The sequence below is a fragment of the Hydrotalea sp. GW822-HT8A01 genome (assembly GCF_058798575.1).
In genome coordinates this window covers 2,312,966-2,335,020 of sequence record NZ_CM179506.1, presented here as the reverse complement: position 1 = coordinate 2,335,020, position 22,055 = coordinate 2,312,966, and the positions used below count along the sequence as shown (strand labels likewise).

The 22,055-nt window shown below is 36.2% G+C and carries 21 protein-coding genes and 1 pseudogene; 11 read left to right on the top strand and 11 right to left on the bottom strand.

Features of this window, described 5'->3' with window-relative positions; all coding sequences use genetic code 11:
- Window positions 1-194: 194 nt before the first annotated feature.
- Window positions 195-1,427 (bottom strand): 2-oxoglutarate dehydrogenase complex dihydrolipoyllysine-residue succinyltransferase, encoded by a 1,233-nt coding sequence (gene odhB / locus AC3QLY_RS10280; RefSeq protein WP_218331155.1) that lies wholly within the window; start codon window positions 1,425-1,427, stop codon window positions 195-197.
- Between the two features lie 90 nt (window positions 1,428-1,517).
- Window positions 1,518-4,259 carry a 2-oxoglutarate dehydrogenase E1 component gene (locus AC3QLY_RS10275; RefSeq protein WP_287100942.1) on the bottom strand — a complete coding sequence of 914 codons (2,742 nt, stop codon included), beginning with the start codon at window positions 4,257-4,259 and terminating at the stop codon, window positions 1,518-1,520.
- 162 nt (window positions 4,260-4,421) lie between these two features.
- Here AC3QLY_RS10275 and rpsT point away from each other — a divergent pair, with 162 nt between their 5' ends.
- Complete coding sequence (rpsT, locus tag AC3QLY_RS10270; protein WP_288071626.1) at window positions 4,422-4,715, top strand: 30S ribosomal protein S20; 294 nt, start codon at window positions 4,422-4,424, stop codon at window positions 4,713-4,715.
- A gap of 86 nt (window positions 4,716-4,801) precedes the next feature.
- Here the strand turns inward: rpsT and AC3QLY_RS10265 are convergent, their stop codons facing one another.
- The 4 genes from AC3QLY_RS10265 to AC3QLY_RS10250 all read right to left on the bottom strand — a co-directional run bounded on the left by AC3QLY_RS10265 (window position 4,802) and on the right by AC3QLY_RS10250 (window position 9,063).
- On the bottom strand, window positions 4,802-6,166 hold the full coding sequence (locus tag AC3QLY_RS10265) for a HAMP domain-containing sensor histidine kinase (protein WP_287100941.1): 1,365 nt from the start codon (window positions 6,164-6,166) through the stop codon (window positions 4,802-4,804).
- Window positions 6,167-6,181: 15 nt separating this feature from the next.
- Window positions 6,182-6,865: a response regulator transcription factor gene (locus tag AC3QLY_RS10260; protein WP_068246664.1), complete on the bottom strand. Its 684-nt coding sequence runs from the start codon at window positions 6,863-6,865 to the stop codon at window positions 6,182-6,184.
- Window positions 6,866-7,224: 359 nt separating this feature from the next.
- A complete protein-coding gene (locus AC3QLY_RS10255; protein WP_218331151.1) occupies window positions 7,225-8,232 on the bottom strand; it encodes a S1 family peptidase in 1,008 nt (335 codons plus the stop codon).
- A gap of 102 nt (window positions 8,233-8,334) precedes the next feature.
- On the bottom strand, window positions 8,335-9,063 hold the full coding sequence (locus AC3QLY_RS10250; RefSeq protein WP_074419906.1) for a head GIN domain-containing protein: 729 nt from the start codon (window positions 9,061-9,063) through the stop codon (window positions 8,335-8,337).
- Between the two features lie 228 nt (window positions 9,064-9,291).
- Here AC3QLY_RS10250 and guaA point away from each other — a divergent pair, with 228 nt between their 5' ends.
- The 6 genes from guaA (at window position 9,292) to AC3QLY_RS10220 (ending at window position 15,365) form a co-directional block, all read left to right on the top strand.
- Entirely contained in the window at window positions 9,292-10,827 is a 1,536-nt protein-coding gene (guaA, locus tag AC3QLY_RS10245) for a glutamine-hydrolyzing GMP synthase (protein WP_074419907.1), read from the top strand.
- Window positions 10,828-10,872: 45 nt separating this feature from the next.
- Complete coding sequence (locus AC3QLY_RS10240; RefSeq protein WP_288072500.1) at window positions 10,873-12,042, top strand: hypothetical protein; 1,170 nt, start codon at window positions 10,873-10,875, stop codon at window positions 12,040-12,042.
- 279 nt (window positions 12,043-12,321) lie between these two features.
- The gene (locus tag AC3QLY_RS10235; protein WP_074419909.1) at window positions 12,322-12,690 is read left to right on the top strand and encodes a hypothetical protein; all 369 of its coding nucleotides are present in this window, start codon (window positions 12,322-12,324) and stop codon (window positions 12,688-12,690) included.
- 50 nt (window positions 12,691-12,740) lie between these two features.
- Window positions 12,741-13,067, top strand: a complete 327-nt coding sequence (locus AC3QLY_RS10230) for a hypothetical protein (RefSeq protein WP_074419910.1) — start codon at window positions 12,741-12,743, stop codon at window positions 13,065-13,067.
- Between the two features lie 60 nt (window positions 13,068-13,127).
- Window positions 13,128-14,522 (top strand): c-type cytochrome, encoded by a 1,395-nt coding sequence (locus tag AC3QLY_RS10225; protein WP_288072497.1) that lies wholly within the window; start codon window positions 13,128-13,130, stop codon window positions 14,520-14,522.
- A 70-nt stretch (window positions 14,523-14,592) separates the two neighbouring features.
- Window positions 14,593-15,365, top strand: a protein-coding gene (locus tag AC3QLY_RS10220) for an IS5 family transposase (protein WP_492991266.1) whose coding sequence is annotated in 2 segments (ribosomal slippage) — window positions 14,593-14,929 and window positions 14,929-15,365 — 774 coding nt in all. Because the reading frame shifts where the segments join, the coding sequence is not laid out codon by codon here.
- 45 nt (window positions 15,366-15,410) lie between these two features.
- Here AC3QLY_RS10220 and AC3QLY_RS10215 read toward each other — a convergent pair.
- The 5 genes from AC3QLY_RS10215 to AC3QLY_RS10195 all read right to left on the bottom strand — a co-directional run bounded on the left by AC3QLY_RS10215 (window position 15,411) and on the right by AC3QLY_RS10195 (window position 19,741).
- Window positions 15,411-15,578, bottom strand: a complete 168-nt coding sequence (locus AC3QLY_RS10215) for a hypothetical protein (RefSeq protein WP_492989725.1) — start codon at window positions 15,576-15,578, stop codon at window positions 15,411-15,413.
- Between the two features lie 11 nt (window positions 15,579-15,589).
- Window positions 15,590-16,936: a c-type cytochrome gene (locus AC3QLY_RS10210; protein ID WP_492989724.1), complete on the bottom strand. Its 1,347-nt coding sequence runs from the start codon at window positions 16,934-16,936 to the stop codon at window positions 15,590-15,592.
- A 24-nt stretch (window positions 16,937-16,960) separates the two neighbouring features.
- A complete protein-coding gene (locus AC3QLY_RS10205; RefSeq protein ID WP_492989723.1) occupies window positions 16,961-18,445 on the bottom strand; it encodes a c-type cytochrome in 1,485 nt (494 codons plus the stop codon).
- A gap of 139 nt (window positions 18,446-18,584) precedes the next feature.
- Complete coding sequence (locus AC3QLY_RS10200; RefSeq protein WP_492989722.1) at window positions 18,585-19,463, bottom strand: AraC family transcriptional regulator; 879 nt, start codon at window positions 19,461-19,463, stop codon at window positions 18,585-18,587.
- Window positions 19,464-19,543: 80 nt separating this feature from the next.
- Entirely contained in the window at window positions 19,544-19,741 is a 198-nt protein-coding gene (locus tag AC3QLY_RS10195; protein ID WP_492989721.1) for a hypothetical protein, read from the bottom strand.
- 100 nt (window positions 19,742-19,841) lie between these two features.
- Between AC3QLY_RS10195 and AC3QLY_RS10190 the strand changes: the two genes are divergently transcribed.
- The 4 genes and pseudogenes from AC3QLY_RS10190 to AC3QLY_RS10175 all read left to right on the top strand — a co-directional run bounded on the left by AC3QLY_RS10190 (window position 19,842) and on the right by AC3QLY_RS10175 (window position 22,035).
- On the top strand, window positions 19,842-20,483 hold the full coding sequence (locus AC3QLY_RS10190; protein ID WP_492989720.1) for a DEAD/DEAH box helicase: 642 nt from the start codon (window positions 19,842-19,844) through the stop codon (window positions 20,481-20,483).
- Window positions 20,401-20,790 carry a helicase-related protein gene (locus tag AC3QLY_RS10185; protein ID WP_287100938.1) on the top strand — a complete coding sequence of 130 codons (390 nt, stop codon included), beginning with the start codon at window positions 20,401-20,403 and terminating at the stop codon, window positions 20,788-20,790. Before AC3QLY_RS10190 ends, AC3QLY_RS10185 begins: the two co-directional genes overlap by 83 nt.
- Window positions 20,774-21,259: pseudogene (locus AC3QLY_RS10180) on the top strand (hypothetical protein). The gene AC3QLY_RS10185 and the pseudogene AC3QLY_RS10180 overlap by 17 nt, the downstream one beginning before the upstream one ends.
- Window positions 21,260-21,330: 71 nt before the next feature.
- Entirely contained in the window at window positions 21,331-22,035 is a 705-nt protein-coding gene (locus AC3QLY_RS10175; protein ID WP_492989719.1) for a hypothetical protein, read from the top strand.
- Window positions 22,036-22,055: the final 20 nt, after the last annotated feature.

Below are 22,055 nucleotides of genomic sequence, written 5' to 3'. Positions count from 1 at the left end.
TATAAGCATAAACGAACATGTAACATTCATCAAACATAATAAAGCTATTAAAAAAACAAAAGAGGCTGTCTCAAAAGTCCGAGTCAGCCTCTTTTTATTCGGTGGGGGGGGTGGAGAAAGTTTTCATTTAAGCCATTCTCAAACGCTTCATTTTACTTTTGAGACTTCCTTTTACTTATTAAAGAACTTCTTTTTTATAACTCTAACAATGTTTTTACGGGATCTTTTCCAAACAACAGCAGTTCAGGGTTTTCCAATAATTCTTTTATCCTCACTAAAAAACTTACGCTTTCCCGGCCATCAATTACGCGATGATCGTAGCTTAAGGCCAAATACATCATGGGGCGTATTTCAACCTTTCCATCAATAGCCATGGGCCGCTCCTGAATTTTATGCATACCCAGAATGGCACTTTGGGGAATATTGATGATGGGTGTACTCATTAAGCTGCCAAATACACCACCGTTGGTAATGGTAAATGTGCCACCCTGTAATTCTTCTGCAGTTAATTTGCTATCACGTGCCTTACCTGCCAATTCAACTACTTTTTTCTCAATTTCAGCCATACTCAGGCTTTCAACATTCCTGATAACCGGTACTGTTAATCCGCGTGGTGTACTTACTGCAATGCTAATATCGGCATAATCGTGATACACCAATTCATCGCCATCAATAAAAGCATTTACGGCAGGCCATTCACTTAACGCAATGGCACAGGCTTTGGCAAAAAAGCTCATAAATCCAAGGTTTACACCGTGGTTTTCTTTGAACTTATCTTTGTATTGTTTACGCACATCCATAATACGGCTCATATCTACTTCATTAAAAGTAGTTAGCATAGCCGTTGTATTTTTCGCTTCAACCAATCGGCGACTAATGGTTTTACGCAGGTTACTCATTTTTTCTTTTCGCACCACACGTGAAAATAATTCTGCACCCGCAAATGCTTTTTTGCCGGGGTTGGATAAAGCTTCCAATACATCATTTTTAACAATTTTGCCTCCAAAACCGGAAGGTTTAATATGGGTTGGATTCATATTTTTATCGGCAATGATTGCGCTGGCAACGGGAGTAGCCTTTACGTTATTCGGAATAGCTGTTACCGGTAACTGCGCCGGTGCAGCAGGGGCTTTCGGTGTTTCTGTGCTCACTGATTCTTTTTTCTCAGTTTCAGCAATGGCAGCAGGCTTTTCAGCTGTTTCATCTATTTGTGCCAATACTGCACCAATTAAAATGGTATCGCCTTCATTGGCCAGAGTTTTTAAAATGCCGGCTTTTTCTGCATTTACTTCAAAGGTTGCTTTTTCGCTTTCTAATTCAGCAATCACCTCATCGCGTTCAACATAAGCGCCATCTTTTTTCAGCCATTTCAGTAAAGTTACTTCACTGATTGATTCTCCAACGGTAGGTACTTTAATATCTATCATAAAATATACTTAATATGTTTTTGTTATCAGCTTTATCACCATGTGCAGCATCTGTTGCGTCGCACACTTGTACAATTGTAATCCTGTGCATCAAATAGCAAATGCAGTATCAATAATTTCCGCCTGTTCCTGTGCATGAATTTTTGAATAACCCGTAGCAGTAGCTGCACTGGCATGCCTGCTGATAATTCCAAAATTCAATTGTGTTAAATTCATTTTCAAAAATGAAGCTGCACCCATGTTGAGGGGTTCTTCCTGTACCCAAAACCATGTTGCTTTGCCGTATTTTTTATACAAAGCCTCTAATTGCCGGTGTGGCAATGGATATATCTGCTCTAACCGAATAATGGCAATATGTGTTGCATTGTCTTTTTTCTGCCGTTCAGCCAGTTCAAAATACAATTTACCTGAACAAAATAAAACTTTCTTAACGCTATCGGGTTGTGACACTAATGTGTCGTCAATTACTTCTTTAAAGCCTCCTGCTGTAAATTCAGAAATATGAGAATACGTTCCGGGATAACGCAAATAAGCTTTGGGTGAAAAATTTATCAACGGCTTTCTAAATGGGAATGCAATTTGCCTGCGTAATAGATGGAAAAAATTAGCGGCCGATGTAACGTTGGTAATAATCATATTTAATTCGGCACACATTTGTAAAAACCGTTCCATTCTGGCACTGCTGTGTTCGGGGCCCTGCCCTTCATATCCATGTGGCAGTAACATCACCAACCCATTCATTCTATTCCATTTTTGTTCGCCACCGGCTATAAACTGATCAATCATGGTTTGTGCACCGTTGCTAAAATCTCCAAACTGTGCTTCCCATATTACCAATGCATCCGGATTCGCCAATGCATAACCGTATTCAAAGCCCAGTACACCATATTCACTTAATAAAGAATTGTAAATGCGGAATTTTTCCTGATGCGCTTGTAAATGTTTTAATCGGTTATAGCCCCGGTTGGTTTCTTCATCCCTAAGAACGGCATGCCGGTGCGAAAAGGTGCCCCGCTTCACATCCTGCCCACTCATCCGCACAATTTTATTTTCTACAATAATACTTGCATAGGCCAATAATTCGGCTGTAGCCCAGTCAATTTTATCTTCGGTTTCTAATAATTTAATTTTTTCCTGTAATAGCTTTTCTATTTTTTTCAATGGCTTAAAATCATCAGGCCAAGTCATAATGCCTTTAAAAAGCCTGCGTACTTCTGCCTCGGGAATTCCTGTTTCAGGAGATTGTATAAAATCATCAGGTGTAGCCTTTCGTAAACTTTTCCAGGCCAATTCAGGTAATTGGTAGGTGTATGGTAATGGCTTTTGTTTTACTTCATCCAATCTTTCCTGTAAATCGTCCCAGAACTTTTTCTCCATTTCTTTGGCTAACTGCTGCGCATCGGGTTCGCCGTGTTGCATTAGATATTGCACATACACTTCCCGCGGATTAGGATGCTGATCGATCAATTTGTACAATTGAGGCTGAGTGTATTTGGGGTCATCGCCTTCATTGTGTCCATGCCGGCGATAGCATACCATATCAATAAAAATATCGGAATTAAATTCTTGACGATACCGGGTGGCTATTTCAACACATTTTACCACGGCTTCGGCATCATCTCCATTCACATGCAATACCGGCGCCTGCACCATTGCTGCAACGGAGGTGGCATAATCGGCACTCCGAGCATCATCAAAATCGGTCGTAAACCCAATTTGGTTATTGATCACAAAATGAAGGGTGCCACCTGTATAATAACCTTTCAGGTTGCACATTTGCAATACTTCATAAATAATACCCTGCCCTGCTACTGAAGCATCGCCATGTATTAATATGGGTAAAATTTTGTCATAATTACTTTTATACAACACATCTGCTTTGGCTCTGGAAAAACCTACTACAACAGGGTCTACTGCCTCCAGATGGGATGGGTTGGGCATTAATTTTAAATGAATAGTTTTATCATCTAAGGTTTTTACCTCACTGCCAAAACCCAGGTGATATTTTACATCGCCACTGCCCATGGTTTGGTCTACTTTGGCGGTTCCTTCAAATTCGCTGAAAATTTGCTCATAGGTTTTACCCATAATATTGGCCAGTACATTCAGTCTGCCGCGATGGGCCATGCCAATTACCACTTCATGAACATCATGATTGGCGGCTGTATTGATGATGGCATCCAAAGCTGCAATGGTAGTTTCACCGCCTTCTAATGAAAATCGTTTTTGTCCAACATATTTGGTGTGTAAAAACTTTTCAAAAATTACACCCTGATTCAGTTTTTCAAGAATGCGTTGTTTTTTGGCCAATGGCAGCGGTTCAAAAAATTCTTTTTCAATGGCCTTGGTTAACCAGTCTACTTTTTTCTGATCGCTGATGTATTTAAATTCAATACCCACATGGTTGGCATAACACAACTGCAGGTGTTGTAAAATATTTCGTAAAGTAGATGCGCCTAAACCAATTAAATTTCCCACCTGAAAGGTTTGGTCTAAATCGGCATTGGATAAATGGTAATGCGCCAGTTCTAAATTAGCGCCTCTGTCTTTTCTTGGTCTGATAGGGTTGGTATTGGCAATGAGATGCCCTTTGTTTCTATAGCCCAGAATCATGCGGTACACATTCACTTCCTTCATCCAGTCAATATTACTGGGTAAGTTGGTGGTTACTGCAATTGCAGGTAACCCGGTTGAGTTACTAATGGCGAAATCAAATCCTTCAAAAAATTTTCTAAGGTCCGGATCTATATTGTCAGGGTTTTTTACAAATTCCTGATATAAACTTTCTATATATGCCGGATGCGAGTTGGTGATGTATGAAAAATCCTTCATTTTGTGCGAGATTGTGCTTGCAATTTAATGGTGTGCAAATATCGTACATTGCATTAAGAAATCAGCTGAATAAATGAATAGATTTACAGATAATTTAATAATACCCATTGCATTTTGGTGCAAAAAATTATTTTTTTGATTTAAATTTTTAATTTTCCCCGAATGCCCTTAACTTTGCCGTCCTTAAAAAAGGATACAATGGCAAATCATAAAGCTACAAAAAAAGATACCAGGCAAGCCGCCAAACGCAGAGAAAGAAATAAGTATTACGGTAAAACCACACGTAATGCCATTCGTGCTTTAAAAGCTACCAACGAAGAAGCTGATTATACAGGTAAATTATCCGATGTAATTTCAATGATTGATAAGTTAGCGAAAAGGGGAATTATCCATAAAAATAAAGCGGCTAATTTAAAAAGTAAGTTATCAAAGAAAAAAACAACGGCTACTGCATAGTATAGTACTCTTTGTCTTGTTTCTATATTTGATGTAAATATTTAAATAACATATATAGCCTCCTGATAAACAGGGGGCTATACTATTTAAGCTTTGGGCAGTACAATGGTAAACCGATTAATAGAATTGTTAACAGCAGTATACAACAAACTTCCCTGATGTAATTGTAAAATTCGCTGAACAATAGACAAACCTAGTCCATAACCTTTCACTTTTTGTACATTGGCACCTCTGAAAAATGGAACCATCATATTGTTACTTTCAGCCTCGGTTAATACAGTACCACTATTTTCAAATTGAATTTTCATTACTGATTTTTCCGGAACAATGGTTATCAGCACTTTTCTGTCATTTGAATAGTTGATTCCATTTTTTATTAGATTTATCATCGCCACTTTTAACAGTGCATCATTGCCCTGCACCATAATGTCTTCTTCATCATCCGGTAATGAAGAAAATTGAAAAAGCACTGTGTCATCCGGAATCATTTTTTGTACATTGGCCATGGTTTCATAAATCAGTTCATCTATTCTTATTTTGGGCCATTGGGTACTTTCGTTCATTTTCTCGTATTGTGATAACAAGAGCAAAGCATTGGTCAATTCAATAAGATTCAGCTCATCCTCTTTTAATGATTGCAATACCAGCACATATTCCTGCTCTGTTAATTTTTTATTTAGAGCCGATTCAGTTTGAGACAGCATGCTGGCCAGGGGTGTACGCAGTTCATGTGATGCATGGTGTACAAAGCTTTTTTGGTTTTCGAAGGCTTTGTTCAGCCTGCTAAGCATTTCATTAAAATTTTGGGCAATTTGCCAAAGTTCATCATGTGTTTTTCGTTCAGGAAGGCGTTTGTTTAAATTTTGTTCTGTAGTATACTTCATTTGTGTACTTAGCAAACGCAGGGGTTTTAAAGCGCCATTTACGAAAAAGAATGAAAATAAAGCGGTAATCAGCAGTCCACCTAAAAATACCATTGTTAAAATAATACGTAAATCGGCTAATTTATTCATACCTACCACATCAACCCCCGATGCAATGATATAATGGTGCGTTTGGGGTATGTACATGGCAACATACTGCCGTTGGTTATCTAAGTATCGATGTTCGCCTATTTTTTTGATGTGGTTTAAAAAGGCCGGTTTAATTGAATATGAAAGTGTATCAGGAATTTTATCGATAACTTTTCCGGTAGAATCAATAAGCAGCAAAGTTTCATCCCAAAGAATAGTTTCGTGCAGCATTTGCACATTTTTAGAGGAAATTTTATTTTTTGGAGTAGCTATTTTGGTTACAAAATCGTAGAATTCTAACCCTTCACTTTTCACCAGCTCATAAAAGTCGGCCTGTCGATAATTAAAGTAAAGTATGTAAATGGTAACGGATGAAATGAGTAAAACAATCGCTACAAAAATGGTAAAAAGCAGGGCAAAGCGAAGTCTTAAACTCATAAGGCAACCGGATTTTTATTTGATGTAATAACCAAATCCCGGCTTGGTATGAATTAGTTTATCATTAAAGGGTTTATCAATTTTGTTGCGAAGAAAACTAATATACACCTCTATTGTATTGGTTCCAGTATCAAAACTCAGATCCCACACTTTTTCCAGAATTTGTTGCTTGGAAATAACTTTTCCTCTGTTGCGTGCCAGCAAAGCCAATAAAGAAAATTCTTTGGCAGTTAATGGTATTTCAGTTCCGGCACGGGTAACCATTTTAGTAGAAAAATCTATGGTTAAATCGCCCACTTCAATATTTTCAAATACTTCTTCCGTAGTTTCAGCATGTTTCAGAGCAACCTTAATTCGGGCATTTAATTCATCAAAATGAAATGGTTTTACAATATAATCATCGGCGCCTAAGTTAAATGCATCCATCTTATCCTGAATTTCGCCTAATGCTGTTAACATAATGATGGGTACTTTGTTATTGGTTTCCCTAAATTGTTTGCAAAGGGCAAAACCGTTTTTGTAGGGCAGATTGATATCTAACAATATCAAGGCATAGTTATGTTCGGCAAAAAGCTTTTCGGCTACCAGGCCATCATAGGCCAAATCAACCCGATAATCGAGTCTTGTTAACTCTTCCTGAATAACCTGCCCCAACTTGGGTTCATCTTCTGCTAAAAGTATTCTGTAGTTTTTTTCCATTAGAATTGATGTATTAACACAGCAAAGTAATGAAAAAACTTTTCCACCACATCACAAATCATGCTTATTGTGTAATTTTTAGAGTATAATCCTGAAAATTTTCCTTTTTTACTTTCAAAACAGAAATAAAATTGGCTGGAAAATTGCGGTTGATAACTCAATGGATGCTGAAGTATGTTGACTTAAAAAAATTATTAAATTTGAAATAGGAAAAAAACTTGCGAAGGGGAAAGGTTGATAATCTTTATCAATCTTTCTCTTTCAAAAGAAAATTAATCAACTACCATATTATCTATCCTCAGGGTTGTATTAGGTACAATGGATACTTTTGTTAGCGGCTGTGTTTTTTCTCTTTAAATTTAAAAATGTTCTAATTGCATTTGCTGAGACTGAATTTGTCTTAAAAGGTTGTGAAGCAATGGCATTAATAAAGTGGTTTTCTTAAATTCTCCATGATATTCATAATAGTTACCTTTCAAATTATTTTTTTTAGGGATTGTGTAACCATGTGTAATACCAATTAATTTTCCTTTGTTATTAATAATTGGACCTCCAGAAAACCCATGATAAGTAAAGATGTTAACTTCAAAGCTATCTGTTGTAGCACCGTTATCGAATACTGTACCATTTGTTACAATCGGTATAGTAAAAATTGGACTTGTAAATAAGGCAAATTTTGTTGGTAACTCTTTTTGATTTTTTACTTTGGTAATTGATTCATTTGGGTATCCTATCGCAATAACTGGTTCTTGATTTTTAACATGAAAAAGCGTGTCAATATCTTTTATGTCTACTGGCTCGTAACCACTTATTTTTAAAAATTTGAATAGTCCATAAGAATAATACGACGAGTCAAGATTAACAACAGCCATATCATTCTCTTTTGAAGAAAATGTAAACAGCTTAGTATTATTTACAAATACTATCTCTGATGGACTACCGATTTCGCCTATAATAGTTCTGTGAGGTCTTAACTCAAAACTATTTAAGTCTATTGAATGAAGAGTGTCATTTTCGACAATATGTATTTCGTTGAAGCAACTGCCCTGTCCAATAGTTGTATCTTCAAATACATGCCTAGCTGAGAGTAGGAAATTATGTTTTTGATAGGTAAACCAAATCGCTGTACCACAACTGGCAGAAAGTATAATTTGATTTACATAATAAGAATGGTTATTAGAATCGATTTGTCCAATCGTTAAGAAGCTGTCAAGCAACAATAAATTATCTCTTTCTGTTTTTGTGTAGCAAAGCACATTTACTGTTGCTTTTGTCCATTTATTGATAATCGCTTCTTTTTCTCCAAATTTTTGAGCTTGGACAATTGTACTGATGGGTAAAAATGCAGCGATTAACAAATATCTCATGTAGGTTAATTGTAGAGGTTGGTTTGGACATAGCCGCTAACACGTTTATTTTCCATAGAATTGTATTTATATTAATTTTAATAAGTATGGTTGAAAATAATATTATTCCAGTTTTTTGATGTTTCCACTTCCAGCAATGTATTGTGACAGGGCAGCTTTTCCTGCATAATAAACAGTACCACTGCCTGCAATGGAAATATCGAGCTGGTTATCTGCAAATACGTGTACATTGCCGCTACCGGCTATTTTAATTTTTACATTTTCTGCTTTCAGGTTCGCACATTTCACATCTCCATTTCCTGCAATGGATATATTTTCATCTTTGGTTTCGCCATTTAAGCTAATATTTCCGGTCCCAGCAATTTTTGAAATTACTTTTGGTGTATTTACCGATAAATTAATATTACCGCTACCTGCAATTTCGGCATGCAATTCATTGCCGCCGCTAAATTTTCCAATACCGGTAATATTGCCGGAACCCGCTATATACACCCCTTCCAAATTTTCAACCTTTACTTTTATTTGAACTCTTTTCCTGGTATCAATACGATAATGATTTTTAACACATATTTCTAAAGTACCATCTCCATTTACACGGGTAATAATATAAGGCAACACATTTTCATCGGCCTGAATGGTTAATCCAACGGGTAAATCCTGTGTAACGGTTACATTAAAATCGCCCATCGATTTAATGGTTTTTACGGATGGAATGGTACGCTGTTGGGTAGTCACAATTCCGTTTCCCGTAATTTTCTGATCGAACCAGAAATTGCAGGAAGAAAATAATACAAGGCTACCAATGATAACCGCCAATGATTTTAGATACATGTAATAGTAATAAAAGTTGAACAATATTTTTAAACCTAACCAATCGCAATAATTGTTTGCAATACTGCCGGAGCATTAAAGTAAAGTTAAATAACAGGGTAAACCAACAAAAAAAATAAAAACGGAGCTACAGCAGGAAGAAAGGAAAATAAACCAGATGAGTAACATTCAGTAATAAAACAGGTGTATGCCATTTTGAAAAACTCAATTTTAGGTTACCTTCGCCGAATGACAGAAAAGATCATCATTCTCGATTTTGGGAGCCAGTACACCCAACTCATAGCAAGGGCGGTAAGAGAAGCCAATGTTTATTGCGAAATTATACCCTATCACCAACCGTTTTCATTAACCGATGGTATTAAAGGTGTTATTTTAAGTGGTTCACCTTTTAGCGTGAACGATACAAATGCACCTATTGTACCTATTGCAAGCTATAATGAAGCCTTACCTGTTTTAGGAATTTGTTATGGTGCGCAATTAACTGCAAAAACGTATGGCGGCATTGTAAATAAAAGCAATAAAAGAGAATATGGACGGGCTACGTTATTATTACAAAAAAACGATGCGCTTTTCGAAAATGTACCCCCACAATCGCAGGTGTGGATGAGCCATAGCGACTCCATTCAACAACTACCCGGTAATTTTGAAATTTTAGCAACAACAGAAAGTATTCCGGTTGCAGCTTTTAAACACCACAGTACTTCACATAAAGGTTTGTATGGGCTGCAATTTCATCCGGAAGTATACCACTCTACAGAAGGGAAAACTATTATCAAGAATTTTTTGGTGAATATTTGTGGCTGCAGCCAAAACTGGACACCGGCCAATTTTATTTATGAAACAGTTGCAGCGCTGAAAGAAAAAATTGGTGATAAAAAAGTAATTATGGCCTTAAGTGGTGGTGTAGACAGTACTGTTGCTGCCACTTTAATCAGCAAAGCCATTGGAGCCAATTTATATTGCTTATTTGTTGACAATGGTGTATTAAGAAAAAATGAATATGAACAGGTGCTCGATACTTATCGCTTATTGCAACTTAACGTTAAAGGCATTGATGCCAAAGAACATTTTTATACCAAACTGGCAGGAAAAACGGATCCGGAAGAAAAAAGAAAAATTATCGGCAATACATTTATTGAAATATTTGATCGCGAAGCAAAGCATATGAACGATATCAGTATGCTTGGTCAGGGTACCATTTATCCTGACGTAATAGAAAGTGTAAGTGTGCATGGCCCATCGCAAACCATTAAATCCCATCATAACGTAGGTGGATTGCCGGATTACATGAAATTGGAATTGGTAGAGCCATTACGTTTTTTATTTAAAGATGAAGTAAGAAAAGTAGGTATTGAATTAGGTATACCAACTGAATTGATTAGCAGGCATCCTTTTCCCGGACCCGGTTTGGCCATCCGTATTTTAGGAGAAGTAACAGAAGAAAAAGTAAAATTATTACAGGAAACCGATGCTATTTTTATTGATTCACTTCGAACTGCCAATTTGTATCATAGTATTTGGCAGGCCGGTGCTATATTATTACCCGTAAAAAGTGTGGGTGTGATGGGTGATGAACGCACTTATGAATTTACGGTTGCATTGAGAGCGGTAACCAGTGTAGATGGAATGACGGCAGATTGGGCACATTTACCTTATGAGTTTTTAGCCAATGTTTCCAATGCAATCATTAATCAGGTAAAAGGAATTAACCGGGTGGTATACGATATTAGTAGCAAACCACCTGCTACCATTGAATGGGAATGATTTTTGTTTCATCAATACCAAGGTTTTGAACATTAAATTACTTTCATGAAATTAAAACTCCGATTGGCTTTAGTGAGTCTGCTGATGGTATTTACTACATGTTATGCACAGGTAATACCTATAAAAGTTGCCATCTTCTCACCATTATATATCGATTCTGCCTTCAATGGCAATACCTATCAGTTAGGTAATGCTAATTTGCCCAAACAAATACTACCGGGTTTAGAATTCTATAACGGCGCAATAGCGGCCATAGATTCTCTGCAAAAACAAGGTGTACAGGCTGTTGTATCTGTATATGATACCAAAAGCCAACGCCAACCTATAGATAGTATATTGAACAGTAATGATATACAGGATGTTAATTTTATCATTACTTCAAGTAATGACAGAGATGATTTAAAAAAATTAGCCAATTTTGCTCTATTACATCAAATTCCGCTAATATCAGCAACTTATCCAAACAACGCAGGTATTATCAACAATTCCTTCTTTATCATATTAAACTCTACGATACAAACACATTGCAGAGAAATTTACAAATACCTGCAACGCAATCATGCATTTGATAAAATTATATTATTTACACGAAAAGGGAGGCCCGCTGAAATTATTCAGTCCATATTTACCCAAATGAGTCATATTACGTATAGTATTCCATTAAAATATTTAACGGTACAATTACCCGACACATTTTCGGTTAAGCAGATTACACCTTATATGGATAGTACACGACAAAATATTTTAATTTGTGGTTCATTAAATGATGGTTTTGCATTACAATTAATTAAAGCAGCCAGCGATGCAAAAAATTATCCATCGCTGGTTGTAGGAATGCCCACCTGGGATGCCATGCCGGGCTTAGACCAACCCATGTTTAACAATGCCAGTATTGTATATACTACCCCATTTTACTGTAACCGAACTACTGCACTTTATAATAGTATTGCCGATAAATACAAACAACAACTAAACAGCTATCCCAGTGATATGATGCTGAAGGGCTATGAAACCGTTTTTCATTTCATTAAAGTTTGGCAACAATATGGTGCAGATGCCATCAATCATTTGTCCGACAACCACTTTACATTGTTTAATACGTTTAAAATTCAGCCAGTAAGAGATCAAAAAAACCTAGGAATTATCAACTATCAGGAAAATCAAAAGCTCTATTTTTTAAAAAAAATCGGAGGAGTGATAAAGTCTGTTAACTAATTGCAAAAATTGGCTTACATTTCTAAGCGCAAACCTTTCACCATCTTAAAAAAGTAAGTTTTGGACAATACCAATCTTGCATCTGCCAATTAAGGCATTTAAATACAATATAACTACCCTGGTGCATATATCAACTTTCATGGCACTACAAATTGTTTTAATTTTTTCGGTATACTAATTACGCTAATACAAATACCTGCAATCTGCTATTTGCAGTATATAGAAAGCAGTTATATTAATAAGCTTTTAAGCTAAAATGAGTTAACTTTAAACAAAAAAATGATGGATACCAATACAACTACTTTATTCGAATTTTTTGAAGATGCCAAAAAAGTGTTGCAGGATTATGTGAACATACAAATAAAAATCTTTAAATTAGAATTAATAAAAAAAAATGCAACCATTGGTGGCCTTTTGCTTTGGATGCTGATTTTTGTATTTTTATTTTTTGGTTTGTTGTTGTTTGCTGGATTTGCATTTAGCTTTTGGATGGGTGCCTTGTTACAAAATATTCCGGCGGGCTTTGCCATTACCACCATTATTTTTTCAATTTTAATTGTACTGATTACGCTTTTCAGGAAACAGTTGTGCATCAATCCTTTTATTAAAATTATTATACAACAACAAACCATCGATTTAGACGATTAAATAATGTAGCCCAATACAGTTATTTCTATTGATTCATTCAAAAAAAAATTATGCCACAGCCAACAAGCATCCGCAATTTATCTGAATTAAATGAAGCCATTCATCAATTAAAGCAACAAAAAAAAGAAATGGAATCAACCATTGCATTTAAATGGGAAATACTGCAGGAACAATATCCGGTATTGATTAAAAATACAATTTTCAAAAAATATCCCATACTCAAAAAAGGAAATATCTTAATTACTTTACTGGGCATTCCGGCCATTCAACAAAATGTTGAAAAGTGGTTACTTAAAGCCGGAACAAAAGCTGAAAACCTGGTTGACAAATGGATTGATTATTTGTTGAACAAAAAAGAAAGCAATACTTCCGTATAACGGACTTAACAAAATGCTAATAGACTTGTTACTTAATTTAGTTCAGCAAATCTATTCGGCATGTATCGGAAACAAACCATAGGAATTTTGTGTATTCTGGCGTTTATTACCTTATCTGCCACAATAACGAAACGTGATGATGATACAACCCCACAGCCCGAGCCTATACCACCCCAGCAACAGCAGCTGGGCAATGCACAAGAAGGTTACGAATATCTAATTACAGGCAATTATGTTAGCAGCGGGTTTCCGTATAAATTTTACAGAATTATTGCCGGAAAAGACAAGGATAATTACCTGAAACGTACCGGGAAAAATGCAAATGTTCCCTTTAGCTTTAATGTTATTAAAAATGAACAGGGAATTGATATTGTTGTGCCTAACTGCCTGCAATGCCATGCTCAGGTTTTCGACAAACACCTGTACGTGGGTTTAGGAAATAGTTTTATTGATTTTAGCAATACTAAAAAACAAAATACCATTCTAACCAATACTACATTCAAATTTTTAAAAGCAATTGCACCTAAACAATTTGAAGGAAGTAAAGCCATTGTACAATCTTTTAAAGCTATTTATCCCAACTTACAAACGGAAGTAAGAGGTGTAAATGCAGCCGATAGATTAGCGATGTTGTTAGTAGCACATCGCAATCCGGTTACCCTACAATGGAGCGATAGTAATTTATTAACTGTTCCCGATGAAGTGGTACCCACCGATGCACCAGCCTGGTGGTTATTGAAAAAGAAAAATGCCATGTTTTATACAGGTTTTGGCCGTGGCGATTTTGGTAAATTTTTAATGCTGAGTAATATTTTAACCGTAAAAGATACTACTGAAACTGCTGAAGTGTACAAACATTTTGCAGATGTGTTGGCATATATACAATCTATTGAACCACCTAAATATACAAAACCCATTAATCGGGAATTGGCCATGGAGGGCGAATTATTATTTACAACCAAATGCAGTAAATGCCACGGCAGTTATGGACCTAATAGCAGCTACCCAAACTTACTAATACCCGAAAAAATAATTGGTACAGATTCACTGCTTTTTAAAACAAATCAACAAAATCCACAGTTTATTCAGTGGTTTAATGACAGTTGGTTTGCCACCGGTAACCATCCTGCAAAATTGGTTCCTTACAATGGATACATTGCACCGCCATTAGATGGGATATGGATAACGGCCCCCTATTTCCATAATGGTTCTGTGCCTACATTAGAAGGTGTACTCAATAGTAAGAAGCGGCCTACATACTGGAGCAGAGATTTTAGAAAACCCTCTTACAATTATTCCACGATTGGATGGAATTATACAGCACATAAAAACGCCGGTGGCAGAAAAGTGTACAACACTACTCAGCCGGGTTATGGTAATTATGGTCATAATTTCGGCGATAATTTATCTGATGCAGACAGAAAAGCTATTATTGAATATTTAAAAACTTTGTAGAGCGTATCTCAAAAGTATGTTTTTTGTAATAAATTGAATGAATTTGCCGTTTATAAGAGAAACGACATTTATGGATATCACAAACGAACAATGGGACTTGATCTGTGGGTTGATTGAAAAAAATATTCCGGCCAAAAAGATAGCCGGACGTCCTCGAGTAGATGATAGAGCAATTTTAAATGGGATATTATGGATATGTAGAACCGGGGCACCATGGAAAGACCTGCCAGATCGATATCCACCTTATCAGACCTGTCACCGGCGATTTCAGGAATGGGTAAAGTGTTTGCTATGGGAGCAGATATTAAGTCGCCTGGCGGTGGATTTAAAAACTAGGGGAAAGATTGATTTGGCAGAATGTTATATTGACGGCAGCTTTTCAGCGGCTAAAAAAGGGGCTTTGGAGTTGGGAAAACTAAGCGGGGCAAGGGTACGAAGCTCATGGCAATTGCAGACCGTAATGGTCTTCCTATCGCCATTTCCACACATGAAGCAAGTACCCATGAGATTAAACTCGTTGAAAAAACGATATCAAAACGATTTACGCGAACAAAGCCTAAACGCTTGATTGGGGATATGGCTTATGATAGTGATCCTCTTGATAAAATACTTAAAGGGAACCGCATCAAAATGATCGCTCCACATAAAACCAACCGGGTGAAAAAGGCCACACAGGATAGACGTGAATTACGACGATACAAAAACAGGTGGAAGATCGAAAGAGTCTTTGCCTGGATTCAGCAGTTTCGACGTTGTCAAACAAGATTTGATTACTATGATGCCAATTTTCTCGGATTTGTACAATTAGCTTGTACAGTTATATTATTAAGAAACTACTTTTGAGATACGCTCTACTAAAAAAAGTACATTTCATTGCTTGTTTTGTACTTAATACAAACCTTTAATAAATTGGTATTCTCTTTCTTCTTTCGTATGCACCTGTAATAATGTAACATCTTTATTTAATGCAATAATATACGCATACAACCGAACCAATTGTAAACCAATAAATATTACCAGTATCAAGGCAACTAACGTAAATACAACAGTATACATAAATTTAATTTTTATTGAATAGATAAAATATATTTGGCTAACTCTGCTCTGTCTGCATCTGAAAGCTGACTCAACGTTGGCATCTGCGGATAATCCGGTCTTTTTTTGCCGGGTGCTTTAATCCATTGCTCTAATCCGGATATATTGTTTTTATAAATACTAACCATTTCGGTAATCGGTGGACCCACCAGTTTAGTATCTTTCTGATGACAAATACTACAATTGGTTTTAAATAGTGCTGCTCCTTTTGCAACTGCTCCTAAACTGCTATCTACCACTTCTGCAGCAGCGCTTTGCTGAGGATTCATTCTGGCTTCTTCAGATAATTTTTCAAAGGCGGCAGTTTTTTCAGCCATCAATTGTCTGTGTGGTTCTAAGGCATTGGCACGATAAGTATGGCGGCCACTTCCCATAAATAACACCGTAATACTCATCAAAATAACAATGCCGCCAAATCTACGATTGATGGCTTCTTTTGGACCAATTAATGCTTTCCAAATCCACCACATAGTAATTAAAGCCAATGAAGCACCGGTAATGATAATGGTCAGTAATCCCCATCCAAATCCTTTAGAGGGCAATGATATTAATACAATGGGGCCTATTAAAAACTGTATAACACTCGCACCCAAGGTAAGCGAATAGGCTAATTTTTTTACATCATATCTGGAAATATTTGCAGGGAAGATGTTTTCAAAAGGATAATTTTTTCTACCAACATACCAAAATAAAAATAAGCCGGTAACAGCTAAAGAGGCAAAAATAAAATGCAAGTAACGCGGAAAAACATTGGGTAAAAACAAAGCACTTACAAATCCATGAATACTTGACCACTTTTCAGGGAATAACATTAAGTTGATATTCACTAAAAAAATTAATGGAATAAATAAAAACAACAACACCGAAGCGCCAATTATAGCAATATGCAGCCGTTTTAAATGCGCCATACTATGCCAGGTATATTTATGTAAATAGGTTAATAAAAATGCCACAGCTACCAGAGGTATAATTAAAATCCACATTAATCCGGTAAGTGCATTAGCAGAATAAAAATAAATAGTATATAACGCATTAATGCTTAACAAGGGCGCCACGCCTAAAACTACTGCTAAACTCTTATTAACCGTAATGGTTCTTGCCACTTCATATGCCAGTGTATCGTAGGCTTTATTTTTTAATCCTTTTATTTCAGCCCATAGTGTTACTATTGAGCCGCCTACCATTAAATTCACAAAAACAATATGCAATAAAAAAGAAAATACTAGCAAAACAACCAATAACCATTCGGGTAATGGCAGTGGAATAGGAATATCTCTGGGAACAGGTGTGTTTATCTGCAAAAAATGTATCAATTTCATAGTAAATGCCTTAATTTTTGTCGATTAATTTTTTACCAATTTTGTCCCTTTAACCGAATCGGCGGTTTGCTGCAATTGTATAGCAGCATCCATATTATTCAAAGGATTTACAACAACGCCGGCCGTTTGTACTCCCTCTAATGTTTCATGACTTTGTTGTAAGAATTTAATGTAGGCAGCCAGTGCCTCGGCTTCTTTCTGGTTACCGGGAAATGGTGGCATAAAGGTTCTGCCGTTATGCATATTTGGAATATAAGCAGCCATTGCATTTTCATCTAATGGCTTATCAAAACTGCCATACATCCTTTCAAATACATAGGTAATAGAATTAATGCCTTGTGTAGTATGACACCTGCTGCACGAAAGCATAAACACATTTCTTCCAGCTTCAATTTTGTTGGTTGCCGTAATTTCAGGGGTAGAATTATAGGTTGCATATTTCAGTATCCCATCTCGTTGATACAAAGGATAATCTTCTTTACGCAATAAGTTAGAATACATGTATCCGCCTATTACATAAGGTTTTCTGATAAATTCTCTTACACGTTCAAATATGCCTAAAAATCCAAATGCCATAATAGTAGGAAACAACACAAAACCCCAACGTACTTTTCCCGGCTTCAGCACACCGAATAATCCAATGATAAAAATGGAAGAAGTAGCACCAAGTATAATGTATTTAAGAAGATGATAATACTGTTGAAACTCAATGGTACCAACAGCTGTACTCATATTATCACGCATGGCAGCAGGCATGGCCTTGTAATAATAAACGGCACCCAAAACAGAAAATGGAATCCAAAACAATATCCATTTGGCACTGGTTTGTATAGCCTGCTTTCTGGTTTCCGTATTTTTTTGGGTAAAAGCAAATACTAATAAATATCCAAATGTGCCGGCAATCACCATTGCTGTGGGTGTTCTGAAAAACAATTGTGGCAAATAAATAGGATTGGTAAAGCCATTGATGAAGCTATGATGTTTATTCCAATTTCCAGGATCCATCATAAAACCTAAAATCGCAACAATAATGGCCATGGTAAACCAAGAGAATACAGATAAGTACCAGCCAAATTTGATGTGTTTTAATTTTGACTGGAGTGATTGATTGGAATTTTTCCAGGTTAAATAATACACCATGATTAAAACCACCTCAGTTACAAAAATGGTCCATTCTGTAAACCAAGCCCAATAAAATACCCTGATTAAACTGCCAATAGAGGCTGGACTCACCAAAGCAGCAGAGAACCAAATGCCAACGCCCGTCATGGCACCTACTGTTGTTGTTACGATAAATGCCACCTTCATCATCCGCTCTGCCATGCCATCCCATTTTGTATCCGTAATTTCAGTTGCGTTGCTTTTACAAACACCCTTCTGTTCTAACCAGACAATATAGGGCACAAAGCCTACCGCAATTCCATGATTAATTAATACATGTAGAATGGCAATCATGGCTATCAAAAAACGATCATTTAGCCAATCTAAATGAAACATAGGGAAATCCATAATGTAATATTTTGTAATTGCAAAGCTACTTTACTCAATAACGGTAACAGTTTACACAATTATGGCAAGTTTGTACTTATTTATGGAATTGATAAGTATAGTATTTTTATAGACAAATGAAATAATTAGGTAGCGCCCATTATGCAACCTGTTTACGAAAAGCCTCAGGTGTAACAGCACAATATTTTTTGAAGAAACGGGAAAAATAAGAATGATTTTCAAAATGAAGCGACCAGGCAATTTCACTAATACTTAGGGAAGAATTAACAAGCAGGCGTTTTGCCTCTAATAAAATTCTGTTTCTGATATGCTCACCAGCCGAATGACCGGTATGCAACACACATAGTTCATTTAAATAGTTGGGTGTTATAAAAAGCATAGCTGCATATTCTTTAGGTAAATGTTTGTTGGTATAATGTTCTTCAATCAACAAATAAAATTTGCGCATAATATGCATTCCGGGTTTTATCATTTCAGTTTCCTCTGTTGCATCAATTTGCCGGTTCATCCATTCAAATAATTGCAGTAGCAACAATCGAAGCATATTCAAATGTTTAACCGGCTGATGAAAATACTCGTCCCGAATATCTTGTAACAGAGGTTTAATTTTATGTTCCACCGATTGAATATCCAATACAGCATGTGAGCCATTGGCCAAAAAAAACGGAAAATTTTTTAAGTAATGAAAATTGGATAAATACAATGAAAAAAACGCTTCAGTGAAATTAATCAACAAACCTTTTGTACCCGGACTAAATTGCCATTCATGAACCTGACCGGGTGTTAAAAAGTAAACAATATTTTTCCTTACTTCAAACTTCTTAAAATCAATGATATGAAAGCCGACTCCAGATTCAATAAACAATACCTGATAAAATGAATGCCGGTGGGGAAATACCATATTTTGATGCGATTGCAAAAACATGTCCAATTCAAATACCAAAACCTCCTGTGGTACAGAAGTGGCATCTACCATATTACAGATTTCTAATACCGGAATTTTTTCTTTTGTTAACATCTTATCCGCAAAAGTAAATTTGTAATGAAAAGAAAATGGTGACTTTTCACACATTAACAAAAACAACTTACTAACAAATACTACCCTATTTTTCCAATAGAATGATGCACAATACAAAAACCATAGGGCATACAGTTATCAGGTAATTTTTTGAAAGCAATAATCAGAAGCCTTTTGCTTTTCAGGAAGCGGCCTGGCAGGCCATAAGTAATGGTGAATGCACCCACCGATATGGGTAAAACCTTTGCTGTATTTTTAGGTGTGGTGATAAGGTTCATTGATCAACACCCTGATGATTTTCGTTCCAAAAACAATAATGGTTTGCAGTTGCTTTGAATTACCTCATTAAAAGCATTGGTGAAAGATTTATCACGAGTCATGGAAAAAACATTAACGGATTTAGAAATTCCATGGCAAGTGGGTATTAGAACAGGAGATACAACTACACAAGAAAGATTGTTGCAAAAAAAACAGTTACCTGAAATTTTATTAATAATTCCCAAAAGCCTTCATTTATTACTTTCGCATACACAACACACACAATATTTTAAAACATTACAAATTATTTCTGTAGATGAATGGCATGAATTGTTGAGCAATAAAAGAGGGGTTCAGGTTGAATTGGCCCTATCAAGGTTAGTTGCCTTACACAAGGCACAATCAAAAATTAAAATAAACAAAAATATTTGTATTTGGGGGATCAGTGCCACTATTGGTAATTTGGAAGAAGCCAAAAATGTTTTACTACTACCACTCAAAAAAACGGGCAGCATTATACAAGCGCAACAAAGCAAAAAAATTCATATTCATGCAATTATTCCAGATGAAGTAGAACGCTATCCCTGGGCGGGTCATCTGGGATTGAAATTAGTACACATAATTATTCCCATTATTGAGCAAAGTAATTCTACGCTTATTTTTATTAATACAAAGAGGGATGATGGAAATATGGTATCAAACCATTTTAGAAACTGCCCCACATCTGTCAGGAGCTATCGCCATACATCATGGCAGTATTGAAAAAGAATTAAGGGTTTGGGTTGAAGAAGCTTTACACCAACAAAAATTAAAAGCTGTTGTATGCACGGCAAGTTTAGATTTGAGAGTTGATTTTAAACCGGTAGATACTGTTATTCAAATTGGCTCACCAAAAGGAATTGCCCGTTTTATGCAATGTGCAGAAAGAAGCGGGCACCAACCTGATGCAGCTGCAAAAATTTATTTTTTACCTACCCATTCGTTAGAGTTAGCTGAATTAGCAGCATTAAGACAATGCATACAAAAAAATATTTTGGAAAACCTAACATCCATTGCTATTGTGTTATGATGTTTTGGTACAAGACCTATGCACCCCGGCTATTGGAGCAGGTTTTTATGCAGATGAATTATTGAATGAAATAAAACAAACGTATTGTTACCAACAGTTATCCATTGACGAATGGAACAATATACCACTATATTTAACCAATGGCGGTAATGCATTTCATGAATACGACGCTTTTAAAAAATTAGAACAGGATGAAGAAGGAAAATATGTCATTAAACACAGAAAAACAGCCCTGCAGCACAGAATGCATATTGGCACTATTGTAAGCGATGCCATGCTAAAAGTAAAATAGATGCATGGAGGCTATTTAGGTGTAATTGAAGAATGGTTCATCAATCGCCTAAAGGTGGGCGATAGTTTTGTATTGGCCGGGAAAAATGTAATACTCGTAATGATAAAAGATATGGCGGTATGGGTTAAAAAATTAAATGCTACCAACACCATTATACCCAGTTGGATGGGTGGCTGAATGTCGCTCTCTGCCAATTTAGGGGAACAACTGCGACAAACATGCTCAGATGCCTTAGCAATAGGGAGGAAATGAAAGCTTTGCAACCATTATTTCAACTACAGCAACAGCTATCCGTTATTCCACAAATACAGGAAATATTGGTTGAATTAATTCAGGAGAAAAAAAGTTTCCATATTTTGGTATATCCTTTCGAAGGAAGGTTGGCTCATGAAGCCATGAGCGCAATAATGGCATACCGACTTTCACAAAAAACACCCATTTCATTTTCTATCGCCATGAATGACTATGGATTTGAATTAATGTGCGATGAACCAATTGAGCTGAATGCTCAAACTATTCAAGCTTTATTTACTACCGATGAACTCTTAAACGACTTGCAAAAAAGTGTGAATGCCAGTGAAATGGCAGCAAGAGCATTTAGAGATATTGCTGTAATAGGCGGATTGATTTTTCAGGGATATCCGGGACAAAATAAAAAAACCAAGTATTTGCAGGCTTCTGCTTCACTGTTATTTAAAGTATTGAATGAAGATGATCCTCAAAATGTATTATTACAACAAGCTTACAAAGAGGTTTTTGAAAAGCAAATGAAAGAAGTAAGGTTAAGAACGGCATTGCAAAGAATTCAACAATCCAATATTATTATAACACAACCCAAACAATATACACCCTTTAGTTTTCCTATTATTGCCGATGGGTTAAGCCTCAACCATTTATCCTCAGAAAAATTAGAATACCGAATAAAAAAAATACAGCAACAGCTTTTACAATAACAACTGTTGCTGCATCCAAT

Coding starts and splice junctions, on each gene's coding strand:
- odhB (WP_218331155.1), bottom strand. CDS start 1,427: ATGATAGATATTAAAGTACCTACCGTTGGAGAATCAATCAGTGAAGTA.
- AC3QLY_RS10275 (WP_287100942.1), bottom strand. CDS start 4,259: ATGAAGGATTTTTCATACATCACCAACTCGCATCCGGCATATATAGAA.
- rpsT (WP_288071626.1), top strand. CDS start 4,422: ATGCCCTTAACTTTGCCGTCCTTAAAAAAGGATACAATGGCAAATCAT.
- AC3QLY_RS10265 (WP_287100941.1), bottom strand. CDS start 6,166: ATGAGTTTAAGACTTCGCTTTGCCCTGCTTTTTACCATTTTTGTAGCG.
- AC3QLY_RS10260 (WP_068246664.1), bottom strand. CDS start 6,865: ATGGAAAAAAACTACAGAATACTTTTAGCAGAAGATGAACCCAAGTTG.
- AC3QLY_RS10255 (WP_218331151.1), bottom strand. CDS start 8,232: ATGAGATATTTGTTAATCGCTGCATTTTTACCCATCAGTACAATTGTC.
- AC3QLY_RS10250 (WP_074419906.1), bottom strand. CDS start 9,063: ATGTATCTAAAATCATTGGCGGTTATCATTGGTAGCCTTGTATTATTT.
- guaA (WP_074419907.1), top strand. CDS start 9,292: ATGACAGAAAAGATCATCATTCTCGATTTTGGGAGCCAGTACACCCAA.
- AC3QLY_RS10240 (WP_288072500.1), top strand. CDS start 10,873: ATGAAATTAAAACTCCGATTGGCTTTAGTGAGTCTGCTGATGGTATTT.
- AC3QLY_RS10235 (WP_074419909.1), top strand. CDS start 12,322: ATGATGGATACCAATACAACTACTTTATTCGAATTTTTTGAAGATGCC.
- AC3QLY_RS10230 (WP_074419910.1), top strand. CDS start 12,741: ATGCCACAGCCAACAAGCATCCGCAATTTATCTGAATTAAATGAAGCC.
- AC3QLY_RS10225 (WP_288072497.1), top strand. CDS start 13,128: ATGTATCGGAAACAAACCATAGGAATTTTGTGTATTCTGGCGTTTATT.
- AC3QLY_RS10215 (WP_492989725.1), bottom strand. CDS start 15,578: ATGTATACTGTTGTATTTACGTTAGTTGCCTTGATACTGGTAATATTT.
- AC3QLY_RS10210 (WP_492989724.1), bottom strand. CDS start 16,936: ATGAAATTGATACATTTTTTGCAGATAAACACACCTGTTCCCAGAGAT.
- AC3QLY_RS10205 (WP_492989723.1), bottom strand. CDS start 18,445: ATGGATTTCCCTATGTTTCATTTAGATTGGCTAAATGATCGTTTTTTG.
- AC3QLY_RS10200 (WP_492989722.1), bottom strand. CDS start 19,463: ATGTTAACAAAAGAAAAAATTCCGGTATTAGAAATCTGTAATATGGTA.
- AC3QLY_RS10195 (WP_492989721.1), bottom strand. CDS start 19,741: ATGAACCTTATCACCACACCTAAAAATACAGCAAAGGTTTTACCCATA.
- AC3QLY_RS10190 (WP_492989720.1), top strand. CDS start 19,842: ATGGAAAAAACATTAACGGATTTAGAAATTCCATGGCAAGTGGGTATT.
- AC3QLY_RS10185 (WP_287100938.1), top strand. CDS start 20,401: ATGATGGAAATATGGTATCAAACCATTTTAGAAACTGCCCCACATCTG.
- AC3QLY_RS10175 (WP_492989719.1), top strand. CDS start 21,331: ATGAAAGCTTTGCAACCATTATTTCAACTACAGCAACAGCTATCCGTT.